Origin of the sequence: Cellulophaga fucicola, from assembly GCF_900119145.1 — a bacterium.
Classification (GTDB): Bacteria; Bacteroidota; Bacteroidia; order Flavobacteriales; family Flavobacteriaceae; genus Cellulophaga; species Cellulophaga fucicola.
In genome coordinates, this window is sequence record NZ_FPIY01000002.1 from 223,560 (window position 1) to 245,894 (window position 22,335).

Below are 22,335 nucleotides of genomic sequence, written 5' to 3' on the forward strand. Positions count from 1 at the left end.
AATTTGCCTTAATTATAGTTATACACCAGTTTGTTCTATCTTTTTTAATTTCACTATCAATTTCTCAATCTGAACTATTGGTATTTTAATAGCAGATTCTATTTTTTCACTTTCATCTCCTATAACCAATGTTCCTATTTTTTCTTCTGCGTATCCTATTTTATTTATAAAAAAATCTATCTTACTTAATTTGATAGTTTTTGTTTGATCCTTAAACCATCTATAATTTGCTTCGTATTTTAAAGTTGATGAATTCCAGATTATAGTCTCTTTACCATAAGTATTCCAAAGAGCAATTTTTAAAAGTCTAAACCCTATAAGTCCAAATAAGAATAAACCAATAAAGTACCCTATCTGTAATCCTTTTCCAATTGCAATTGACATAATAGTAGCTACTACTGGTATAAGAAATGATGTAAAAGCAAAGAAGAACATAACAATTCTAATAAAGAGTGGGCTTTTTTTCACCTTAAGTACTATTATCTTTTCATTTAAACTGTACTGTTTCATTTAGCTGTAGTATTTATTTCCCTACCAATCCTAACTCATTTTTTATGTCTGTCCGTTCCAATAGCTTTGTTGGATTAACACTCCATTTTTCTGCTATACTCATCACTAACGTTTCATCAGCAAAATTTAAATCTTCACGCTCAAAATATTCTTCTTGCTCTGCTTCTTTTGATAAAGAATTAAATAAGTTTAGTCCGTCCTCAGCTTCAGTTGGTACGCCAAATACTTTTATAGTTTCCATACTTTCTCCTACATAAGAATAAATACGTTCCGTTTTTCCATTTATAGATTTTATCCAACTATGAAATTCAACTACACGGTGCGTACCAAAGAACTGAGCTTCTCCAAATTCCGCGCTCAAATCATTTATAAAATTCTCTAATTCTAAAATATTTTCTAGACTATCTCCTTTATTGGGTATTCCTATTCCTGTTATTAAAGTCCACTCTCCTATTTGGGGAGTAATAAAAATCCCATCATTGTAAGCCGCTTCAATTCCTGTTTCCCAGTTGGCTTTTTTAATATTCTTTAATTTTATTATTTCTGCAAGTCTATTTTTCTGATTTGTTTTTACAGCAATCCAAACCATTTTGTATCCAAAATTTACAGGCTTATCTGTACTGTCTGAAACTTTTAATGGTTTCTGATTATTATGAAATTCAGCATTTGCACCAGATTTTTTAGCATACCAGACAGAAATTAAAATAAGTAAAACTACCCCAATGATGATAAAGACTTTCATTTTTTATTACTGTTAATGGTTATTTATAAGAAGAATATATAGCTATTTATGTACTTTTTCAATTGGTGCTTCACCAAACAACCCTGCTTTAAAATTAGCCCATTCAGACAAGAAAGCTACCAAAACCATAAAGGCTATTGCCCCAACTATTACTTTATATTTCATTATTCTGATATTTATTTTGTTTTATTTTTAAAACCAAATTTTATATTTAGCGGACTTCATTGATATTCGCAAACCAATCTAAAGCCAATATTACATATGATTTACATCACATTATTCCCTGTTGCTTTTTAATAATATTCAATTTTTCGTTTTATTAATTCATTCCAAACTTCTTCTATTACACCTCCATTTTCATCATAAATAGACCTGAATTCATTCCAGATTTTATTATCCATTGTTTCTGTTCTTGTATAATTTAAAAGTCTTCCTAAGTTATCATAATCATATTTTTCAATCCAATGATATTCGCTCTGTGTAGTACCTTTCACTAATTGATTTTTAGAATCATATTCAAAATTAGAAATATACCTTTGTTTTTTACCCATAAAACTAATTACGGATAATTTATCTTCAATAATGTTATTAAAATCGTCGTATTTATAATCATGCTGATAAATATTATTTCCATAGCTCCCATTAGAACTATTAGACGTTAACAGTTTTGATTTATTGTAAACACTGGTCGATTTTAAGACTTCATTTGTTTCTGTATTAGTTAGAACTTCTTTAATTAGTAAATGTGAATCATCGTAGAAGTATTCAAAAATATAACTATCTACACTAAATTTAGAAAGTAAATTATCTTCATTATATTCATATAAATGATTAAACAATATTTCATTGTCTTCTAAATCTTCTTTCTTTTCTAAAGTTATATTACCACGACTGTCGTACTCAAAAGTATATGCTATAAGTGGTGTGTTTTTTAATTCATTAGTGTATTTTTCTAAAGCCTCTTCTGTAATATCTGAGGTAGTCGCTATAACGCCTGAATATGGACCAGTTTCCCAACCAAAATGCTCAATTTTGCTAATTAGCCCAGCAGTATTGTAAGTATATATTATTTTTTCTGGCCTTTGCCCTAATTTTAATACAAGCTGATGTTTATTGTTATATTTAAATATTTGTTTTTCTTCTATTTCATATTGATTATTAGTGTATTCACTTAAGCTATATTTAATATATTCTATAATATTTTGATGCTCGTCCCATTTAAAAGTCTCTTTAATTTTTGAATCTCCGTTAAAACGAGAATATACTTTTTCTGTTATATTTCCGAATGAATTAAATTTGTAAATATTGAGGTATTCTTTTTCATTATTTTCTCCTTTTTTGTCTTCGTAAATATGTTCTTCAATAAACATTATCTTCTTCGTTAGGTGATTCCAATGTTGTGCATAGTCTTCACCTCCTTCAAAGCGTAAATCTGCCCTATTTCTCCAATATTCATTATTTGATTTGGTAATGTTTTTAAAATCTAACTCAAATCTATTTTTACTTTTAAAATCTCTCCAATATATTTCGTAATCTAGCTTTTCAGGTAGTTCTACTTTCAAAGCTTGTGAAAATAATGTTGAAAAAGAGAAGATCAATAAAAATGTAAGTGCATTATTTTTCATATCTTTTTAAAATTTGTTAGCTTCAGTATTTTATTTAATATATTCATTATATTTTTCAGAAAACTTCTTTGAATAATCCTCGTTACTAAAAAGAAAAACCTCAAAAACTCCAGTATTACTTTTGAAAATAAATTCTCCATAGCGTGCTATTGGAATTTTATAATTATCCTTAAACCTTCTATCAGGTGTTTCATCTTTATTTAGGTTAACATTAAACCCTTTTATTCCTAAGGTGGTACTTATTCCACTGGCACTAAAGTTTACATAAAAACCAGGAAATAGATTTTGCCTTCTTCTAAATTTTAATCCATAATTTTTTGTTTTATCTTTTTAAAACCAAATTTTATAGTTATCGGACTTTGTAAATAAATACTAAACTTTGGGTTAAGCTCCAAAACCCGTATTAATTATAGGCATTGTTGTAAAACGTTTATTTCAAGCGGCTAATTAATTCTTCTAAGTTTCTTTTCCATTTAGGATAAAGTTCTTCGTTATCAGACCAAAGTTCGTTTAATTCAGATTTTTCACTTATCACTATATCCAATGCTTTAATTGCAGGTTCTTTTAAATCATCAAGCTTTAAATCTAAATTTAACTTACTGAACATATTCACATTACTTTCGTCTTTTTCTTCTTCGCTATCTGTTCTATACTTAGTTCCATTTAAATAATTGTCGAGATAAGCAGCAGAAACAGTTACCATATGGCATTCATCATATTCTAAATAATCAGAGTTGATTGCACTCTCAAATGAAGATTTGAAAAATGTTTTTGCATCAGTTTTTATTTCATCAGTAAAGTCATAAGCAGTATCGTCATCAAATATTCCGTAATCCCAAGCTCCCATAATATATTTTTTAGTTAGTTTCGTTTTAATATTTTACAACTACATATAAACTCAAATCATAGTGGTAATTTAACCAATATGGTAGTGTAAACGCACATACAGCATCGTGGTTTACTTCTATTTTTCTTACAATATAAAAACTTTTTTTCTACCCCAATTACGGAAATGTGTAATTGCACCAAAATTCTACATAAATGGTATGTTAGGTGTTTGTTTGCAAAAGAGCTTACGAACGTAATTGTTAGGTGTATGTGTTAATCTATTTTTTACTTTCTTTATAGCCGCAACTGCGTGTAGTACATTTTAAAATGCATTACACCTATTAACTTATACCTAAATGCACAGTAAAGATTTAGTTGGTACATTCTCTATTATAGGCAGCAACCAAGATGCAGACAATAGCACCTACAAAGGCACGCTTACGCTTGTTTTAGATGCTACTAACAGGTTTATAGCTAAGTGGTTTATTAATGGTGAGCAATACCAAATGGGTACTGGTTTTTTTAAAGACAATATTCTGGTGATTAACTTTAACTACAAAGGCGAGAACAATGCTATTTTTAAGGGTGTTGTGGTATATAAATGTGTTTCTAAAGATATTCTAGATGGTTTTTGGTCAGAGAAACACGGAGATCCTAATTACTTAGGTGAAGAACGTTGCTTTAGAATTAAAGAGAAAAAAGAGCTATTAAACTAAACAAAAAAAGCAACACTAAAATAGTGTTGCTTTTATATATGTGGGGTTGCATTAAGGAGGTACCTTAACTTTTATAATTCTCTTTTGGTATTGCCTTAAAAAATTCTGCGGCATTTATATCTCCAGATGGTCCGTAACCAATAAGGGCTGTTCCTTTATTGTTATCTGCAGTTTCTATAATATACAGTATAGACATATCAGACGGGTTACTCATACCCTCGTACCTATACTCTTTTACTACAGTGACCTCTTCTGGTTTATATTTCTTTTTGGTAGCTACATCTAACAAACTATCATCTTTTACATTGTAGTTGCTTTTGTAGCCTTTATCTTGGTATTTTTCTATGTTCTTTCTTTCACTTTTTGCATAATTATGATCCATAATGTGTGTGTTTTAAGTGTGTTAAAAGACGTAGCTTGTGTAAAAACGAGTTGTTTTTACTTAAATATTTTTTTAATTAGCATTAATGCTCCGTACTTACGTGCAAATTTTAATGCCCAATTAACCCAATTGTATGGTTTTAAATCTTCGGCAACATTGTGTTTTTGTTGCTTTAATTCTTCAACCAATATTTGGCGTTGCAGACTAAGTCTTTTTAAATCTAATTCTATTTCTTTAAACGAGTTGTATTGCATAGTTTCTGGTTTTAATCAAAATACGTTTTAGACATATTCTTAATTAATATTTTCTCTATAAATCCTCGTCCACTATACACCAGTAGGCAAATAATAATAAAAATTCCGCCAACTGATAAATACCCTAAAGGCATACTGTTAAACAAGTCTCCCAAAGCTAATGCAGCTGCAATTGCCATAAACAAAAATGCTAACAACAATAGTCCGCCTAGGATTACCATTTTAACCACATAAGAAGATATGGTTGTTAGCTGCTGAAAAACTTTAAGCTCGTAGTATTTTTTAGATACCTCTACATATTGTTTTCCAGTCGCTGCAGCTTCGGTTGCCGTTTTGTCTATGGATTTTAATACGCTCATTACGACTTCTGTAATTTCTTGTTCTTAGCCTTTAACTCTTTAAGTTTGCTCTCTAATTGTCCTATTACATCGTCTGCCTTATAACTAGCGTCTGATACTAAAGATTCTAATTTAGAGTCTAAGGTTTCTTTGTTAGCCACCACTGTAGATGCTACTGTATTTCTAATATCTAAAGCTGTATCTGCAATAGATTCTTTTGTTGCTACGGCTTCGTCTACTAATTTTTTTCTAGTGTTTACACCTTTATCTGGGGCAAACAAAATTCCTAATGCTGCTCCTATTGCGGTTCCGGCTAATACTCCTAATACTGTGTTGCTATTGTTACTCATAGTTTTATATATTTATTTGTTTGTTCAACAAAGGTCAGAATTCTTTTGCCTATTCTTTAACGTAAATGATGCAAAGCTTAACTCATTTACAACAAAGCATTTGTGTTACCTTTTTTAGCTATTGCGCTAATAAACACCACTAAATTCTTATATAATTGTAACACAACACTAAAAACAAATAACAATGAAAAAAGACACTAAACAAGGAGAAGAAGATATGAAGCTTATTAAAGACAAAAACGAAAAAACTAGGAATTACTTGTTTCAGAAAAACAAGATCACAGTTGTAGCTTTTATAATTGTCTTTATAATAATTGTAGCACTATTAATTAGTGTATTTGCTACTTCTAGTCATATTTAATATTGGTAAAAACGATAAACTGATAAATATCATATTTAAGGAACCCTACAGATAGTATCTTTACACTGTAGAACTTTAATAACCACCATAAAAATGAATTTATCTATAGCCTTATCTAACCTAAGTAATGGTAAAATAATGATAGCCATTTTTGCTCTAGTATGTATTACTCTTGTAGCAATTGTAGTTGGCTTTTTAATGACCGATAAAAAGAAGAAAGAATAATTTAGTTGTAATAGTTGGTTAAAATGAAAGAAGCAGGTTTTTAAAAACCTGCTTCTTTTTTTGTTATATTTTAAAAGTAACTACTGGTATTATGGCGTGGTTGGCAATATCTTCTCCTATACTACCCATAAAGAAATGAGATACACCTTTACGACCGTGAGTAGACATTGCAATTAAATCTGCATTTGTAGTTGCACTATAGTTTAGCACTCCTTTTTCTACCGTATAATCGTTGTAAATTTCTACCTCTATACCTGCGTTTGTCTTAGATATAAACTGTGCTATTCTAGAGTACGCATCTTCTGTGCTTAAAAAGTTATCTCCAGGTGTGTTAATATACACGTAGTCTACTTTAGCATTTAAAAGATTGGCAAAAGATTTTACTTTATGAAAAGCAGTAATATTCTCTTCTTCAAAATTAGAAGCAAATACAATAGATTCTACTTTAAAATCTTTAATCTCTTCTTTTATAATTAAAACCGGTACTGTTGCATTACGCACAACGCGTTCTGTATTACTACCTATAAAAATTTCTTCTAAACCATCTACTCCGTGAGACCCCATAACAATTAAATCTGCATTATGCTCCTCGGCAACCTCATTAACCTCACTAAAAACTTTATAGTGTTTTATAATAGGTGTAACAGTTATGTCTTTTAAAAATGGCTTATCTAAAAACTCTTTTAATCTTTTCTCTGTTAACTTTAATAGAAATACAACCTGTTCTTGTGGCATACCTGCGGACGAAATCATAGTTGCAGACAACTCTAGCATATGCAAAATAATAATTTCTGAATTGTGCTTTTTAGCCAAAGACGCAGCTACTTCTAGTGCATAGTTAGATTGTTCTGAAAAGTCTACTGGTACAATAATTTTTTTCATAGTTTACATTTATAGGTTATAATTAAATAGTCATTGAAAATAATCTTGTTTGCGGTGTTTTCTGATGCAACAAAACATCAAAAGCCATACATATGTTTCTAATAAAAGGTCTTCCTTTATCTAAAACAGTAAGCTTTGCAGCAGAAATTTCTATTAGGCCGTCATTTTCCATTTCTTGCAATTTTTCTAAAGTATTTGGCAATTGCGCAAATTCTTCTTCTCCATTGCTCCAAGAAGTCTCTAACCTACACATCAAATTTAAAATATGTTTTCTTATTATTCGATCTTCTTCTGTTAAAATATGCCCTCTATAAATAGGAATTATATTGTTAAGTACTAAATGACTGTATTCTTCTAAACTTTTTACATTTTGAGCAAAACTATACCAACTATCGCTAATACTAGAAGCACCAAGACCTATCATTACTTGGGTTTTAGATGCTGTATAGCCCATAAAGTTTCTATGTAACTTATTGGTTTCCATAGACACATACAAACTATCTGCCTCTAAAGCAAAATGGTCCATACCAATTTCTTTATACCCTACTTTAGCAAGTAAGTTTTTTCCTTTCTCGTACTGCTCTCTTTTTTGCGTTGCAGTTGGCAAATCTTCATCTCTATAACCACGCTGTCCGTTTCCTTTTAACCACGGCACGTGCGCGTAGCTGTAAAAAGCCAATCTATCTGGTAATAGTTCTTTTGTTTTTAAAATAGTAGCTTCTACGTGCTCTAATGTCTGAAAAGGAAGTCCAAAAATAATATCGTGACCAATAGATGTATACCCTAATTCTCTAGCCCATTTGGTAACATTTTTAACATTCTCAAAAGGTTGCACTCTATGTATAGCTTCTTGTACCGTTAAATTATAATCTTGTACACCATAACTAACACGTCTAAAGCCTACGTTATATAATGCTTGTAAATGTTCTTTAGTTGTATTGTTTGGGTGCCCCTCAAAACTAAACTCGTAACCAGTTGCTTTATTGGCTTTTCTAAAAATACCGTTTATTAGCTCTTGTAAGTTTTCTGGAGTAAAAAACGTTGGCGTACCACCACCTAAATGCAATTCTTTTACAATTGGTTTTTCTGGCAAAATATCGCAATACAATTGCCACTCTTTAAGCACAGCTTGTATATACGGTGTTTCTACCTCGTGTCTTTTAGTTATTCTTTTATGGCAACCACAAAACGTACAAAGACTCTCGCAAAAAGGCAAATGTATGTATAGACTTATTCCCTCTTTTTGATTACTTTCTGTAAAAGATTGTATAAGCGTTTGCTCCCACTCTTTTCCAGAAAATGTAGTATTGTCCCAATAAGGTACGGTTGGGTAACTTGTATAGCGAGGTCCTGGTATATTGTATTTCTGAACTAAATTGCACATTTATATAGCGTATTTTAAGGTAAAAATACAGGCTATTTAGGGCCAGAACTATGACAAATATCATACTCTTAAAATACAGTGCTTATTTAAGCTTTATGCCAAAGCACGCAAGTTGGTGTGTTTAATTCTTTTATAATATGAGATTGTGTTAGTGTACCCAAATCTTTATCTACCTTAAAAACAGTAACATCGTTAGAGCTTTGACCAGCAACTAACAACCATTTTTCAGACGGAGATAAATTAAAATCTCTTGGTGTTTTTCCGCCTCCATCTATACGTTGCACCAATACTAATTCTCCTGATTTTTTATCAATCTTAAAAACTATAATCTGACTAGTGGTTCTTTCTGATGCATATAAGAATTTACCATTTTCAGTTATTCTGATGGCTGCCGCACCTGGTAGATCTGTAAACGAATCTGGCAATAATTTTATGGTTTGCAACAGTGTACTGTCTTTGGTTGAAAACACATTTACTGTTCCAAACATTTCGGTTAATACATATACAAAGTCTTTTCTAGGATGAAAAACACAATGTCTGGCACCGCTACCCGCTGGCACTTTAAAATCTAAATTAGCCCTGTTCATAAAACCAGTATTATTCCCTTTTTCATAGGTTTTAACAGCATCTAAACCTAAATCTGTTATATACATTCTGTTTTTAAAATACAGACACATATGCGCGTGCGGACCTTCTTGTCTTCCTGGGTTTACACCTTTACCCGTATGTTGTAGTATTTGGGCATTTTGTATAGTACCATTTTTTTGTATGGCATACACCTCTGCATTTCCGGTACCGTAATTGGCAACCGCAAGCTCCTTACCATTAGGCGAAATTGCAATATGGCACGGGTAAGCACCGTGTATAAACTTTTCGTCTATTAAGGTATAATTACCGTTTCCATTATATTTAAAAGCTTTTAATTTTGGTGTGTCTTCGTATGCTATTTCTTCAATAACATACAAACAATCGTTCTTATCATTGTAAACAAAATAACTAGGATTTTTAAGTGATAAGTATCCTATTTCTGTAGTGTTTCCAGAGTCTTCATTCCATTTTAGAATATAAATTCCTTTACTTTTTCCTATTAGGGTTTCAGACATTTTTTCTGTGTAACCACCAACCAATACTATCATAATTTTAATGCTAATTATTTCAATCACAAATTACAAATAAAAGACACATACAACTCTATAGCGTCTAAAAATTTATAACATTAAGAATCTAGATTATGATATTAAACTGATGCAGCAACTTTAGACTCGTACTTTTTATACACTGTAAAACCGTACCAAGCAATATACAGAAAGCAAAAAAGTGGCAGTACAAAAGAGAAATTAATCTCTGACACGCCCAATACTGTAGTGTCTGATACTCCTGAACCTCCTAAATCTATTATTAGGCCTTGTAATGGCGGCATTAAAGCACCACCAACAATTGCCATTATTAAACCTGCAGAACCTACTTTAGACTGGTCTTCTGTTAAGCCTTCTAAAGCAATACCATAAATTGTTGGGAACATTAAAGACAAACAAAAAGACACCCCAACCAAGCTGTACAAGCCAAACATACCATCTATAAATATTGTGCCACAAACAAATACAATTGCCAATACTGCAAAGCTAGATAATAGTTTGCCGGCACTCATAAAACGCAACATTGCTGTTCCTATAACTCTACCTACTACAAAAAGTAAAAATGCTATAATTTGATAATAAAATCCGTCTTTTAATACCTCTGTACCAAATACAGTAATGTAACTTTCTGCAAAGGCTCCTGTATTTACCAATCCTTCTACGTATTGATAAATATACGTCCAACACATAATCTGCGCACCAACGTATAGTATTTGCGCTAAAACACCTAATGCATACTTTTTATTAGAAGCCAATTCTTTAAAAGTCTCTTTTATACTTGGCATTTTACCTTCTGTTGTATTCTGAGGCATTTTACTTACCAAAAACAACACAAAAAAGCCAATTAACACCAATCCTAATATTACATAAGGATCTCTAATTACTGCTAGGTCTGATGCTGTTATCGCTGCCTTTTTAACAGAGTCTAAAGCCGCAAAATTATCAAAATCGTCTGATTGTAATTTCTCTGCAACAAAAAACTTAGCAATTAAAATACCAGCTATTAAACCAACCGGATTAAAAGCTTGTGCTAAATTTAAACGTTGTGTAGCTGTTTCTTTTGCCCCCATTGCTAAGGCATATGGGTTTGCTGCTGTCTCTAAAAAAGCCAAGCCAAAAGTTAAAATATATAATCCCAAGCAAAAAAACCAAAACTGCTCTGTTACTGCCGCTGGGTAAAAAAGTAATGCTCCAGTAGCAAACAACCCTAAACCAATTAACACACCTACTTTATAAGAATATTTACGCATAAACATTGCTGCAGGTAAAGCCATACAAAAATAGCCACCGTAAAAAGCCATTTGTACCATAGATGCTTGTGTGTTACTTAATTCTAATACCTTTTTAAATGCCGATACCATTGGGTCTGTTACTGCATTTGCAAATCCCCATAACGCAAATAACGATGTAATTAAAATAAATGGGACTAGCATTTTTTTAGTTACAACAGGTATTTTTTCAGTAGTTTTCATATAGTAGTTTGTTTGGTTGTTCTTATACTGTACAATGTATTTAAAAGACATCAAGTAACTCTATTTTTTTCGACTAACCGATGTTTTTTCAGTAATTATAACAAAATACAGAGCAAAAATAAAAAAGGTTAAAACTGCTTAGTATACACTAAACGGCTTTAACCTTTGTAAATATTAATTTTTTACGCTTACTATAAAGTAGACGGACAAACAAATTTTGTGATGCTCATATTTGCAGTTCGCATAGCAGCAAAACCACCTGCAATATCTACTAAATTATGAATACCTCTACTTTTTAATATAGATGCAGCAATTACAGATCTGTAACCACCTGCACAATGTATATAAAAAGGCTCATCTTTAGGAAACTCTGCTAAATGATTATTTAACATACTTAAAGGTGTGCTTTTAGCATCTTCTATATGTTCTGCTTGGAATTCTGTTTCCTTACGAACATCAAAAATAGTGGCATTATTATTTATAACCTCAGCTTTAGCATCTTCTGCAGAAATAGAACGTAAACTGTCTATTTCTTTACCTGCCGCTTTCCAAGCTTTAATTCCTCCTTTTAAATATCCTATAGTATGATCAAAACCAACACGAGATAAGCGTGTAATAGCTTCTTTCTCTAACCCTTCTGATACAACTAAAATAAGAGGTTGTTTTACGTCTGCAATTAAAGCGCCTACCCAAGGAGCAAAACTACCATTAAGACCAATAAAAATAGATCTAGGAATGTGTTCCTTAACATACTCATTTTGGTGTCTTACATCTAAAACAATAGCGCCAGTTTCGTTTGCAATAACTTCTAATTCTTCTGGTGATAAAGGTCTTGTTCCTCTTTCTTGTACAACATCAATATCATCATACCCCTCTTTATTCATCTTTACATTTAAAGGAAAGTATTTTGGTGGTGGTGCTAAACCATCTGTAACCTCTTTTATAAATTCTTCCTTAGTCATATCTGCACGTAAGGCGTAATTCATTTTCTTTTGGTTACCTAAAGTATCAACCGTTTCCTTCATCATATTTTTACCACAAGCAGAACCTGCACCGTGAGCTGGGTATACAATAACATCATCTGCTAAAGGCATAATTTTGGTACGTAAACTATCAAACAAAAAGCCCGCTAAGTCTTCTTCTGTAATTTCGCCTGCTTTTTGTGCTAAATCTGGTCTACCAACATCTCCTAAAAACAAAGTGTCTCCAGAGAAAATAGCGTGGTCTTTACCGTTTTCATCACGTAATAAGTATGTAGTACTTTCCATTGTATGCCCTGGCGTATGCAAAACAACTATAGTAATGTTACCAACTTTAAACTCTTGTAAATCTTTAGCTATAATAGCATCAAAACTAGTAACAGCGTTAGGGCCAAAAACTATTGGTGCTCCAGTAGCCTTTGATAAAGAAACGTGCCCGCTTACAAAATCGGCGTGAAAATGTGTTTCAAAAATATATTTTACAGTAGCCTTATCTGCTGTTGCTCTTTTTATATATGGATCTATTTCTCTTAACGGATCTATAATTGCAACCTCACCATTACTCTCTATATAATATGCGCCTTGCGCTAAACATCCTGTATAAATCTGTTCTATATTCATAGTCACTTTCTATTTTCAATAGACGTAAAATTACGCTTTTTTATTTTTTATAATACTGATATTTATCAGTTAAAATTCTTTTGATGAGCTACTTTAGCTCTCAACATTGATATTTCCTTAGGTTCATCAAAATAAGTAACAGCCTCTGCTGTTTTTACAAATAAAAATTCCCTGTGTAATTCTGTTATAATTCCGCTTGTAAAAATTATATCTCGTGCTGGCCCTATAGCACCAGCTACATAAAATTGTATGTTTTTTTCGTGTATTTCTCTAATTACTTTCTCTAACATTTGAGCTGCACTAGAATCTATATAGTTAATAGCTTCTGCATTTAAAATTACACCTTTTAAAGCAGAACCTTTTTTGTCTATATGCTTATACAGTTCGTTTTTAAAATAACTTGCATTACCAAAATACAGTTGCGCATCAAACCTAACAATTAAAAGATCTTCTCTAGTAATTACCTCTGTACCAAAACGACTTACATTTTTATAATAATCTGTATCTTTTACATTCCCTAGAACAGCAAAATGTGGTTTAGATGTTCTGTAAACCATCAGCAATAAAGAAAATAAAACACCTACTAAAATCCCTTCTTTTATACCGATAAAGATGGTGCAAATAAATGTTGCTAATAGTACTAAAAATTCATCTTTACGGTGTATCCATAATTCTTTAGGATAACTAAGATCTATTAGTCCAAATACAGAAACCATTATAATTGATGCCAATACTGCATTAGGTAGATAAAAAAATAGTGGTGTTAAAAAAAGCAATACAACCACAACCATTACAACACTAAAAAGTGATGCTAAATTGGTTTTTGCCCCTGCTTCGTAATTAATTGCCGATCTAGAAAAACTAGCTGTAACCGGAAAAGATCTAAAAAAAGACCCTACCATATTAGAAGAACCTATAGCAATTAACTCTTTGTTTGCGTCTATAGTTTCTTCTCCGCTTTTTTCTTCTAATGCTTTACCAATAGAAATAGCCTCTAGATACCCAACTAAAGCCAATGTAACTGCTATAGGCCAAATATCTAAGATGTTCTTTATATTTATATTAGGCACACCAAAAGAAGGTAATCCGTCTGGAATAGCACCCACAATTTTTACACCATATTGATCTAGTTTAAAGAAGTATACTGCTAATATCCCTAGTATAACCACAAATAAAATAGAGGGTAATTTTTTATTTACTTTTTTAAGAACTACAATTATAACAATACCAACAATACCAATAGCAAAGTCGTACATATTGGTTTCTGCTACCTTAGCCATAACATTTTTTATCAATGCTATAAACTTACTACTCCCTTCTATGTTAGCACCTAGTAAATGTTTAAGCTGACTAAACATTATTATAATTGCTGCCCCAGAAGTAAACCCACTAATTACGGGTTTAGACATAAAGTTTACCAAAAAACCCATTCTAAAAAGTCCCAATAAAAACTGAGTTGCGCCAACCATAAAAGCCAATACTATGGCCATAGAAATATAATCTTCTGTTGTTGCAAGTGACAACGCTCCTAACCCAGCGGCAACCAATAAAGAATCCATAGCAACCGGACCAACTGCCAATTGTCTAGATGTACCTAAAAAAACATACATTAATGTTGGAAACAAGGCTGCATACAAACCATAAACAGGTGGCAAGCCAGCAATCATAGCATACGCCATACCCTGCGGTATTAAGATGATACCTACGGTAAAACCCGCAAGTAAATCTTTTATAAAATCTCCTTTTTTATAAGTTTTAAGCCACGTAAGTATGGGAAAGAAATTCTGCATTAAACAAATTTACTGTTATTGTTTATAGTATATATAATAAAATTGAAAAATAGGGTGACAATTAATTGATTAAATTATAAATGAGTTGGCTTTAAAAACACTTTATATTCTACTGGCAACTTACCCATATAACTATATCCTTGAGATAATTTATCTTGAGTAACATCATAAGGATAAAATGTAATAGGTTCTATACACAGCATAGTATCTACCTCTGTCCATAACATTAAATGCTTAAAACCTTGAGTTTCTATAGTAAGCGGATTAGGATTCTGTAGTTGTGCACTAGTCACATCTGTTAAAGAATATGCTCTACTACCAACTGCTTGTATTTCTTCTACATGAATAGTAATATTCTCTGTAGATAGCTTGGTAAATTTACTTTCTGTTTTAAATGCAGGATGATATCCTAACATAAAAGGCATACCCTCTTCTGCTGTAATTATAAAAGTAATTTCTAAACCGTTATTTGTAAGCTCGTATTTTTTTTGAAATTGAAAATCGTAAGGCCAATACAACTCACTAACAATAGATTTATCAGGATATTTAGAGTTTGTTATTTTAGTATTAGCTAAATATTTTTTCTGAAAAATTGCAGTAGTATCATCTGCCTCTACTAAAGTATATGTTAGCTCTCTTAAAAGTCCGTGTTGGTCTTGTATGGCATCTCCTTTAGGTGTCCAAACAGTAAAGTTTGCTTCTGCAGTGGGACCAATAACAGGAAACATTTCTGTATCTGCATTTCGCCATCCTGGGTCTCCTTTTTGGTGTATATATTCAACCGTATTAGCATTGTAACTTACTAATTCACCTTTATCTATCTTAACGGTTTGGTTTGGTAATTTTAGAACTATCATTATAAAAAATTAAAATAAGGATGAAGTTACACTTTACTATTAAAATAATCTTTGTCTTCTTCTGTAATTTCCCTTTTTATTGTACAAGGGTTACCCACGGCTATTACATTACTAGGAATATCTTTAGTAACTACACTTCCAGAACCTATAACGGTATTAGCGCCAATGGTTACTCCAGGGTTTATAACTACGTTACCACCGATCCACACATTATCTCCAATAGTTATTGGCAAAGCGTGCTCGTAATGTTTGTTTCTAATAGTATGGTGAATTGGGTGTGCTGCGGTATAAATAGCAACATTAGGGCCTAACATTACATGATCTCCTATGGTTACTTTTGCACAGTCTAAAATAGTAAGGTTATAATTAGCAAAAAAGTTTATACCAATCTCTATATTATAACCATAATCGCACCTAAAAGGCGGCTCTATGTAGAACCGCTTAGGTGTTTTTGTAAAAAGCTGAACTAAATCTTGCTTTTGTTCTTTTACTTCTGTTGGTCTACGAGAGTTAAAATTAAAAATAATTTCTTTGGCCTTTAAACGCTCCGCTGCTAATTCTTTATCAAAAGGCGAATACGGTTTACCAGAAAGCATTTTTTCTTTTTCACTCTGCATATATGTTGTTTTTTAGTCTAAAAAACCTTGTTCTTTCATCCATTCATCATTAAACATTTTACCAACGTATCTACTTCCGTGATCGTGAAAAAGCACAACCACAACATCGTCTTTTGTAAAATGTTCTTTAAGTTGCAATACTCCTTTTATAGCAGCTCCGGCAGAGTTACCTAAAAACATACCTTCTTCTTTTGCTAGGCGTTGTGTATAAACAGCAGCATCTTTATCTGTTACTTTTGTAAAACCATCTATAATGCTAAAATCAACATTTTTTGGCAAAATATCTTCTCCAATACCTTCTGTAATGTATGGGTAAATTTCGTTCTCATCAAACTCACCAGTTTCGTGGTATTTTTTAAATACAGAACCATATGTATCTACGCCCCAAATTTTAACGTTAGGGTTTTTAGATTTTAAGTATTTACCAACACCAGAGATAGTACCTCCAGTACCTACACCAACAACAAAATGCGTTATTTTACCTTCTGTTTGTTCCCATATTTCTGGACCAGTACTTAAAAAGTGTGCTTTTGCGTTAGAAGGGTTATCGTATTGGTTTACATACCAAGAGTTAGGTGTTTCTTCTCCTAATCTTTTAGAAACAGAATAATACGAACGTGGATCTTCTGGTTCTACTGCAGTAGGACAAACAATTACCTCTGCACCAACTGCCTTTAAAATATCTACTTTTTCTTTAGACTGTTTGTCTGCCATAACAAAAATACATTTGTATCCTTTTATAACAGCGGCAAGTGCCAAGCCCATTCCTGTATTACCAGAAGTACCTTCTATTATTGTTCCGCCTGGTTTTAATCTTCCGTCTGCTTCAGCATCTTCAATCATCTGTAAAGCCATACGGTCTTTTACAGAATTTCCAGGGTTAAAAGTTTCGTATTTAGACAATACCAAACAAGGTAATTCTTTTGTTAGTTTATTTAATTTAACCATAGGTGTATTCCCTATAGTCTCTAAAATATTCTCTGCGTAAATCATTTAATCATTTGTATTTGAGTGCAAAGATAATTAATGACACAGAAAAATAACTAAACATTAGGTTATTGTTAGATTATACAATCTATTAACCTACTCAAATTTAATAGACTTTACAGGACTTATCTTTGTTATAATGTAAGATGGCACCAACAACATTAGCAAGCAAAGCACCATTACACCTGTGTTTAAAGCTACTATAGTTATTAGATCTATATGTACAGGTATGTACTCTATGTAATATTCCTTAGGGTCGGCAAATTTTAAAAATTTAAACTTGCTTTGCATCCAAAGAAGACCTAAACCTATTAAATTACCCCAAAATAAGCCAATAGCAATTAGGTAAACCGCATTGTACAAAAACACTTTACGCACACTCCAATTGGCAGCGCCAAGTGCTTTTAAAATACCAATCATTTGGGTACGCTCTAATATAAGAACCAAAAGTGCGGTTATCATATTAATACCACCAACAATTATCATAATTCCTATAATAAGTGTCACATTAAAATCGAACAAACCAATCCATTCAAAAATACTTCCGTATTTCTTTTTAATGTTAGTAGAATCTAAGGTAGACAATGTAGCTCCGTAAACTTCTTCGCTTTTTTTATCAATAGCATCAAAGCTTTCTAAAAAAACTTCAAAACTACCAACTTCATTTTCTTTCCATTTATTTATACGTTGTATATGGCGTATGTCTACAAAAATATACGTACCATCAAACTCTTCAAAGCCACTGTTATATAGTCCAACAATTGTAAAATTTCTACGATTTGGTGTTTGTGAAGGGTTGTTATCTTTTAGAAAAAAGGTCGAGAATGTATCACCAACTTTAAGTTGTAATCGGTTTGCAATTAATGAAGAAATTAAAACTTCTTCATTTAACTTATCATTATAGTTTGGCAATCTGCCTTCTATTAAATACTCTTTAAAAACATCCCAGTTGTAATCTTTACCAACACCTTTTGCTATTACGCCTTCAAAAGTTTCATCAGCAATAATAATTCCGCCTTTATTAGCAATAGCCTGTATATGTGTAACACCATCTATACTAGTAAATTCTGGATAAAATTCTTGCTCTAAAGAAACAGGAACAACAGAAACATCTGATGTGTTATTATCGTAATTAAAAATTTGAATATGCCCATTAAAGGCAGCAACTTTTTCTCTTACTTTCTCTTTTAAACCTTCTCCCGTAGCAATAGCAAAAAGCATCATTATAACGCTCATAGCAATTGCTGCAATAGCAATTTTTATAATTGGAGCAGATATACTACTTTTATTCTCTTTACCTTTAATTAGGCGCTTAGTAATAAAAAATTCTAAATTCAATTTATGGCGATTTTTTCCAGTTTCAAAAGTACAGTTTTATTATCGTTTTTAATACTTTCTGCTTGCGGAAACACTCCAAAAGCAACTATTACTCATAATACAGAGGAAAAACCTAAAGAGACTGCTCCTAAAAAAATAGTAGTAGCCGCTAACAAAACTGAAAAATACCTGCCATTATTAAACGGTAAAAAGGTTGCTGTAGTTGCAAACCAAACTAGTGTTATTTTTAAGACTGATAATACATACACACATATAGTAGATTCTTTACAGGCATTAAAGGTTGATATTAAAAAAGTATTTGCTCCAGAACACGGCTTTAGAGGTAAGGTAGATGCTGGCGAACACGTAAAAGACGGTGTAGACACTAAAACTGGTTTATCCTTAATATCTCTTTACGGTAAAAATAGAAAGCCAAATAACGAACAATTAAAAGATATAGATGTTGTTCTTTTTGATATACAAGATGTTGGTGTACGTTTTTACACCTACATAGCAACTTTGCAACTGGTTATGGAAGCTTGTGCAGAAAACAACATTAAAGTTATTGTGTTAGATAGACCAAACCCAAACGGACATTATGTAGACGGACCAACAATGGAAACAGAACATAGAGGCTTTTTAGGAATGACAAATATTCCGTTAGTTTACGGAATGACCATTGCAGAATATGCAACAATGATTAATGAAGAAGGTTGGTTAAATGGCGATAAAAAGGCCGACTTAACTATAATTAAGCTTGATAATTATGAGCATACAAGTGATTATAATTTACCTATTAGACCTTCTCCTAACCTACCAAACAATACTGCAATTACATTATACCCAAGTTTAGGTTTGTTTGAAGGTATGGATATTAATGCTGGTCGTGGAACAGAATTTCAGTTTCAACGTTATGGAGCTCCATTTTTAGACAGTACAAAATATAGTTTTACATACACACCTAAACCTAATTTTGGCTCTAAAAACCCTAAGCATAAAGACGAGTTGTGTTATGGCAACGACTTATCTGCAACAGAAAGAATGAATCTAGTTTCTTTAAAATGGATAATAGATGCATACAACAATAGTACAGATAAAAGCAAGGTATTTTTAACTAGCGGATTTACAAAACACGCGGGAACAGAAAAATTACAAAAACAGATAGTTTCTGGTATGTCTGAAGCTGAAATAAAAAAAACGTGGCAACCAGCTATTGAAGATTTTAAGAAAATAAGAGCTAAATATCTTATATATAATTAAACTATAACTAAACTTTAGTTGTAGGATTTCTATACGTATGAAAGGGTTGCTTTAGCAGCCCTTTTATGCTTGCATTCTCCACCTCATCCGGGAAAGTATCTACACCATAAATTATACTATCGCGATCTAATTTCATAAACGTACCAAACATTCTGTCCCAAATAGAAAAAATGTTTCCGTAGTTAGAGTCGGTATAAGGCAACATATAATGGTGGTGCACTTTATGCATATCTGGAGACACTAAAAAGTAACTAATAAAAGCATCTACCTTTTTAGGCAATCTAATATTTGCGTGTCCAAATTGGGTAGCTATTAAAGATAAAGATTGATATAGCATTACCACACCCATAGGAGCTCCAACAATAAAAACACCCATTAAAGTAAAAGCAAATCTAATAACACTCTCTAACGGATGATGCCTGTTTGCGGTTGTTGTATCTACATTATGATCTGTATGATGCACCAAATGCACCATCCACAATGGTTTAACTCTGTGTTCTGTAAAGTGTGCTAAATAAGCTCCAAAAAAATCGAGTAGCATTACACCTGCAACAACATACAGCCACAGTGGAATTTCTGGCAACCAGTTAATAATTCCGAAGTTATTTACAACTGTCCAGTCGCTCGTTTTTAACAAAAGAAAGGCTAGTAAAAAATTAATTATTATTGTAGTTAGCGTAAAAAATAGATTTGGTAATGCGTGCCTCCATTTTTTATACGTAAAGCGCTGCAAAGGTAAAATACCTTCTAAAACCCAAAATAGAGTTATACCACCAACTAAAATAATACTTCTGTGCCCAGAGGGTATTGTTTCAAAATAACTAATAATACTTTCCATTTTCTAAATATAGAAAAAACTGTTAACTTTTATAGTAACGCTCTATATATAAAATAAGGACTATTAAACCTTAATTTTCTTTTTCATTTCCTCAACAATATTATAAGCAGCCGGACAAATAGCAACATTTTTCATTGTTAAGTTACTTATTTGCTGAAACTTTTTACGGTCTGTATGCGGAAATTCTCTACACGCTTTTGGCCTTACATCGTAAATAGAACAATAATTATCTGCTCCTAAAAATGTACAAGGAACACTTTGCAACACATAATCATTTTCATCATCTACTCGTAAATAGTTTGCAATAAACTGTTGTGGTTTTTGTTTAAAAGACTTTGCTATACGCTCTACATCTGCATTAGTAAATAAAGGGCCTGTAGTTTTACAACAGTTAGCACATGTTAAACAATCTGTTTTTTTAAATTCGTTTTCATGTAATTCTTGCATTACATAATCTAAATTCTTTGGTGGCTTTTTTTTAAGCTTCACAAAAAACTTCTTATTTTCAGTTTGTTTCTCTTGTGCCTTTTTAGGTAGTTCCTTTAAAAAGTCTTCCATTATTTTAATAAAGTCATTGCTGTTTCATACAAATCTCTACTCCAAGCCTCAGAAGCTGTTCCTATTTCCTTACCTAATACTTGTTGTTTAGAAATTATCTTTTTTCCAACTTCAGAATTGTAGTATGCATTAAGCTCTTGCTTTTGCTCTTCTGTCATTTGGCTTCTATCTTTTAGCATTTGCTTAGCAGCATCACCTCTATAAAAACCTAACATTTCGTTTATATCTTCAGTTGTAAAATGCTTCTCGTATACTTTTCCTAAATCGACCATAATATCAGCTACAGCTTTAGCCTTATTTTCGTTTAAGTACTTCCATCCATCTGCATTAGCATCTGTTTTAGGATGTTTTTGTTTTAACATTGTTAATAATTGATCGTACGCATACTCGTATTGAACCGCAGATCCATTACTCTTTAAATAGGTGGCAATTAAACTTTGCTCTTTCCCTTTTTGAGCGAAGCTATTAGTTGATACAAAGAAAATTAAAACCAGTGCTATACCCAGTTGTTTCATATAAATACTTTTAAATGTTGTTAAAAATTGCCACTTTTGTTGGCTAAAATACAAATAAAATGGGAAGCGATATTTTTGGTGCCGCAATGTTAGATTATTTAAATAAGACATATACAGAAGACATTGTTACGCTTTCTACCATTTCTGAAGAAGATACAATTCCTGTGCCATATCTTTTTAGAGATTACGCCGCCATGCCTCTTCTGGAGCAAAAGGCATTAGATTTAAGTAAAGGGAAAGTCCTAGATATTGGTTGCGGTGCTGGTAGCCATAGTCTGTATTTACAAGGAAAAAGCATAGATGTTACTGCTTTAGATGCATCTAAAGGAGCTATAGAAGCCTGTAAACAAAGAGGTGTAGACAAAACAATACACTCTACTATTTTAGAATATAACGCAGCTACCTATGACACTCTACTCTTATTAATGAACGGTATAGGTATTGTTGGTAGTTTAAATAATTTAGCTGAATATTTATTGCATTTAAAATCGCTTTTAAAACCAAACGGACAGTTATTACTAGATTCTAGTGACATTATTTATATGTTTGATGAAGATGAGGATGGTGGATATTGGATTCCTCCTGGAAAAGATTATTACGGAGAAGTAGATTTTACAATGCAATACAAAGGTCAAAAAAGCGATTCTTTTCCTTGGTTGTATTTAGATTACAACACACTACAACGTGCTGCTATTTTAAATGGTTTTAATTGTGAATTGATAGTTGAAGGTGAACATTACGACTATTTAGCTAAACTTACTCTTATTACGCAATAGAAGTTCTCTTTTAT

The 22,335-nt window shown here is 31.9% G+C and carries 27 protein-coding genes and 1 pseudogene; 5 read left to right on the top strand and 23 right to left on the bottom strand.

Translation table 11 applies throughout. The features are described from left to right. Positions 1-18 precede the first annotated feature (18 nt). The 6 genes and pseudogenes from BT107_RS07245 to BT107_RS07265 form a co-directional block, all read right to left on the bottom strand. The gene (locus BT107_RS07245; RefSeq protein WP_072303131.1) at positions 19-510 is read right to left on the bottom strand and encodes a hypothetical protein; all 492 of its coding nucleotides are present in this window, start codon (positions 508-510) and stop codon (positions 19-21) included. 13 nt (positions 511-523) lie between these two features. Beyond that, the gene (locus BT107_RS07250) at positions 524-1,252 is read right to left on the bottom strand and encodes a hypothetical protein (RefSeq protein WP_072303132.1); all 729 of its coding nucleotides are present in this window, start codon (positions 1,250-1,252) and stop codon (positions 524-526) included. Positions 1,253-1,294: 42 nt separating this feature from the next. Next, positions 1,295-1,417 (bottom strand): hypothetical protein, encoded by a 123-nt coding sequence (locus BT107_RS17720; protein ID WP_280173622.1) that lies wholly within the window; start codon positions 1,415-1,417, stop codon positions 1,295-1,297. A gap of 128 nt (positions 1,418-1,545) precedes the next feature. Then, the gene (locus BT107_RS07255) at positions 1,546-2,814 is read right to left on the bottom strand and encodes an RHS repeat domain-containing protein (RefSeq protein WP_139254295.1); all 1,269 of its coding nucleotides are present in this window, start codon (positions 2,812-2,814) and stop codon (positions 1,546-1,548) included. A gap of 93 nt (positions 2,815-2,907) precedes the next feature. After that, positions 2,908-3,171: pseudogene (locus BT107_RS17760) on the bottom strand (DUF4236 domain-containing protein); the annotation flags it as partial. Positions 3,172-3,307: 136 nt separating this feature from the next. Then, the gene (locus BT107_RS07265) at positions 3,308-3,724 is read right to left on the bottom strand and encodes a DUF4259 domain-containing protein (protein WP_072303134.1); all 417 of its coding nucleotides are present in this window, start codon (positions 3,722-3,724) and stop codon (positions 3,308-3,310) included. 337 nt (positions 3,725-4,061) lie between these two features. On the opposite strand from BT107_RS07265, the gene BT107_RS07270 reads away from it, so the two are divergent. Next, positions 4,062-4,421: a hypothetical protein gene (locus tag BT107_RS07270; RefSeq protein ID WP_072303135.1), complete on the top strand. Its 360-nt coding sequence runs from the start codon at positions 4,062-4,064 to the stop codon at positions 4,419-4,421. 64 nt (positions 4,422-4,485) lie between these two features. Here BT107_RS07270 and BT107_RS07275 read toward each other — a convergent pair whose 3' ends face one another. The 4 genes from BT107_RS07275 to BT107_RS07290 are packed head-to-tail and all read right to left on the bottom strand — an operon-like array spanning position 4,486 to position 5,745. Next, positions 4,486-4,803, bottom strand: a complete 318-nt coding sequence (locus BT107_RS07275; RefSeq protein WP_072303136.1) for a hypothetical protein — start codon at positions 4,801-4,803, stop codon at positions 4,486-4,488. A 56-nt stretch (positions 4,804-4,859) separates the two neighbouring features. Then, positions 4,860-5,057, bottom strand: a complete 198-nt coding sequence (locus BT107_RS07280; protein ID WP_072303137.1) for a hypothetical protein — start codon at positions 5,055-5,057, stop codon at positions 4,860-4,862. A gap of 11 nt (positions 5,058-5,068) precedes the next feature. Then, complete coding sequence (locus BT107_RS07285; protein WP_072303138.1) at positions 5,069-5,416, bottom strand: hypothetical protein; 348 nt, start codon at positions 5,414-5,416, stop codon at positions 5,069-5,071. Continuing rightward, positions 5,416-5,745, bottom strand: a complete 330-nt coding sequence (locus tag BT107_RS07290; RefSeq protein ID WP_072303139.1) for a YtxH domain-containing protein — start codon at positions 5,743-5,745, stop codon at positions 5,416-5,418. The genes BT107_RS07285 and BT107_RS07290 overlap by 1 nt, the downstream gene beginning before the upstream one ends. Positions 5,746-5,929: 184 nt before the next feature. Here BT107_RS07290 and BT107_RS17515 point away from each other — a divergent pair, with 184 nt between their 5' ends. Then, a complete protein-coding gene (locus BT107_RS17515) occupies positions 5,930-6,106 on the top strand; it encodes a hypothetical protein (protein WP_170854717.1) in 177 nt (58 codons plus the stop codon). A gap of 93 nt (positions 6,107-6,199) precedes the next feature. Next, positions 6,200-6,331, top strand: a complete 132-nt coding sequence (locus tag BT107_RS17725; RefSeq protein ID WP_280173623.1) for a hypothetical protein — start codon at positions 6,200-6,202, stop codon at positions 6,329-6,331. 63 nt (positions 6,332-6,394) lie between these two features. On the opposite strand, the gene BT107_RS07295 is transcribed toward BT107_RS17725, so the two are convergent. The 10 genes from BT107_RS07295 to BT107_RS07340 all read right to left on the bottom strand — a co-directional run bounded on the left by BT107_RS07295 (position 6,395) and on the right by BT107_RS07340 (position 18,395). Further along, positions 6,395-7,213 carry a universal stress protein gene (locus tag BT107_RS07295; protein WP_072303140.1) on the bottom strand — a complete coding sequence of 273 codons (819 nt, stop codon included), beginning with the start codon at positions 7,211-7,213 and terminating at the stop codon, positions 6,395-6,397. A gap of 22 nt (positions 7,214-7,235) precedes the next feature. After that, positions 7,236-8,597: an oxygen-independent coproporphyrinogen III oxidase gene (gene hemN, locus BT107_RS07300; protein ID WP_072303141.1), complete on the bottom strand. Its 1,362-nt coding sequence runs from the start codon at positions 8,595-8,597 to the stop codon at positions 7,236-7,238. An 86-nt stretch (positions 8,598-8,683) separates the two neighbouring features. Continuing rightward, positions 8,684-9,733: a lactonase family protein gene (locus BT107_RS07305; RefSeq protein WP_072303142.1), complete on the bottom strand. Its 1,050-nt coding sequence runs from the start codon at positions 9,731-9,733 to the stop codon at positions 8,684-8,686. Between the two features lie 101 nt (positions 9,734-9,834). Continuing rightward, positions 9,835-11,205, bottom strand: coding sequence for an L-fucose:H+ symporter permease (gene fucP, locus BT107_RS07310; protein ID WP_072303778.1), 1,371 nt, complete (start codon positions 11,203-11,205; stop codon positions 9,835-9,837). Positions 11,206-11,396: 191 nt separating this feature from the next. After that, positions 11,397-12,806 (bottom strand): MBL fold metallo-hydrolase, encoded by a 1,410-nt coding sequence (locus tag BT107_RS07315; RefSeq protein WP_072303143.1) that lies wholly within the window; start codon positions 12,804-12,806, stop codon positions 11,397-11,399. A gap of 65 nt (positions 12,807-12,871) precedes the next feature. Continuing rightward, positions 12,872-14,596, bottom strand: a complete 1,725-nt coding sequence (locus BT107_RS07320) for a SulP family inorganic anion transporter (RefSeq protein WP_072303144.1) — start codon at positions 14,594-14,596, stop codon at positions 12,872-12,874. A 74-nt stretch (positions 14,597-14,670) separates the two neighbouring features. After that, positions 14,671-15,453 carry an aldose epimerase family protein gene (locus tag BT107_RS07325; protein ID WP_072303145.1) on the bottom strand — a complete coding sequence of 261 codons (783 nt, stop codon included), beginning with the start codon at positions 15,451-15,453 and terminating at the stop codon, positions 14,671-14,673. Between the two features lie 26 nt (positions 15,454-15,479). Further along, positions 15,480-16,070, bottom strand: coding sequence for a sugar O-acetyltransferase (locus BT107_RS07330; RefSeq protein WP_072303146.1), 591 nt, complete (start codon positions 16,068-16,070; stop codon positions 15,480-15,482). A 12-nt stretch (positions 16,071-16,082) separates the two neighbouring features. Then, positions 16,083-17,063 (bottom strand): PLP-dependent cysteine synthase family protein, encoded by a 981-nt coding sequence (locus BT107_RS07335; protein ID WP_072303147.1) that lies wholly within the window; start codon positions 17,061-17,063, stop codon positions 16,083-16,085. 90 nt (positions 17,064-17,153) lie between these two features. Beyond that, positions 17,154-18,395, bottom strand: a complete 1,242-nt coding sequence (locus tag BT107_RS07340; protein ID WP_072303148.1) for an ABC transporter permease — start codon at positions 18,393-18,395, stop codon at positions 17,154-17,156. A 3-nt stretch (positions 18,396-18,398) separates the two neighbouring features. On the opposite strand from BT107_RS07340, the gene BT107_RS07345 reads away from it, so the two are divergent. Continuing rightward, positions 18,399-19,634 carry an exo-beta-N-acetylmuramidase NamZ family protein gene (locus BT107_RS07345; RefSeq protein ID WP_072303149.1) on the top strand — a complete coding sequence of 412 codons (1,236 nt, stop codon included), beginning with the start codon at positions 18,399-18,401 and terminating at the stop codon, positions 19,632-19,634. 7 nt (positions 19,635-19,641) lie between these two features. On the opposite strand, the gene BT107_RS07350 is transcribed toward BT107_RS07345, so the two are convergent. The 3 genes from BT107_RS07350 to BT107_RS07360 form a co-directional block, all read right to left on the bottom strand. Continuing rightward, on the bottom strand, positions 19,642-20,472 hold the full coding sequence (locus BT107_RS07350) for a sterol desaturase family protein (RefSeq protein ID WP_072303150.1): 831 nt from the start codon (positions 20,470-20,472) through the stop codon (positions 19,642-19,644). 63 nt (positions 20,473-20,535) lie between these two features. Continuing rightward, positions 20,536-21,030, bottom strand: a complete 495-nt coding sequence (locus BT107_RS07355; RefSeq protein WP_072303151.1) for a YkgJ family cysteine cluster protein — start codon at positions 21,028-21,030, stop codon at positions 20,536-20,538. Then, positions 21,030-21,545: a DUF2059 domain-containing protein gene (locus BT107_RS07360; protein WP_072303152.1), complete on the bottom strand. Its 516-nt coding sequence runs from the start codon at positions 21,543-21,545 to the stop codon at positions 21,030-21,032. Before BT107_RS07360 ends, BT107_RS07355 begins: the two co-directional genes overlap by 1 nt. 59 nt (positions 21,546-21,604) lie before the next feature. Here BT107_RS07360 and BT107_RS07365 point away from each other — a divergent pair, with 59 nt between their 5' ends. Further along, positions 21,605-22,321: a class I SAM-dependent methyltransferase gene (locus BT107_RS07365; protein ID WP_072303153.1), complete on the top strand. Its 717-nt coding sequence runs from the start codon at positions 21,605-21,607 to the stop codon at positions 22,319-22,321. Positions 22,322-22,335: the final 14 nt, after the last annotated feature.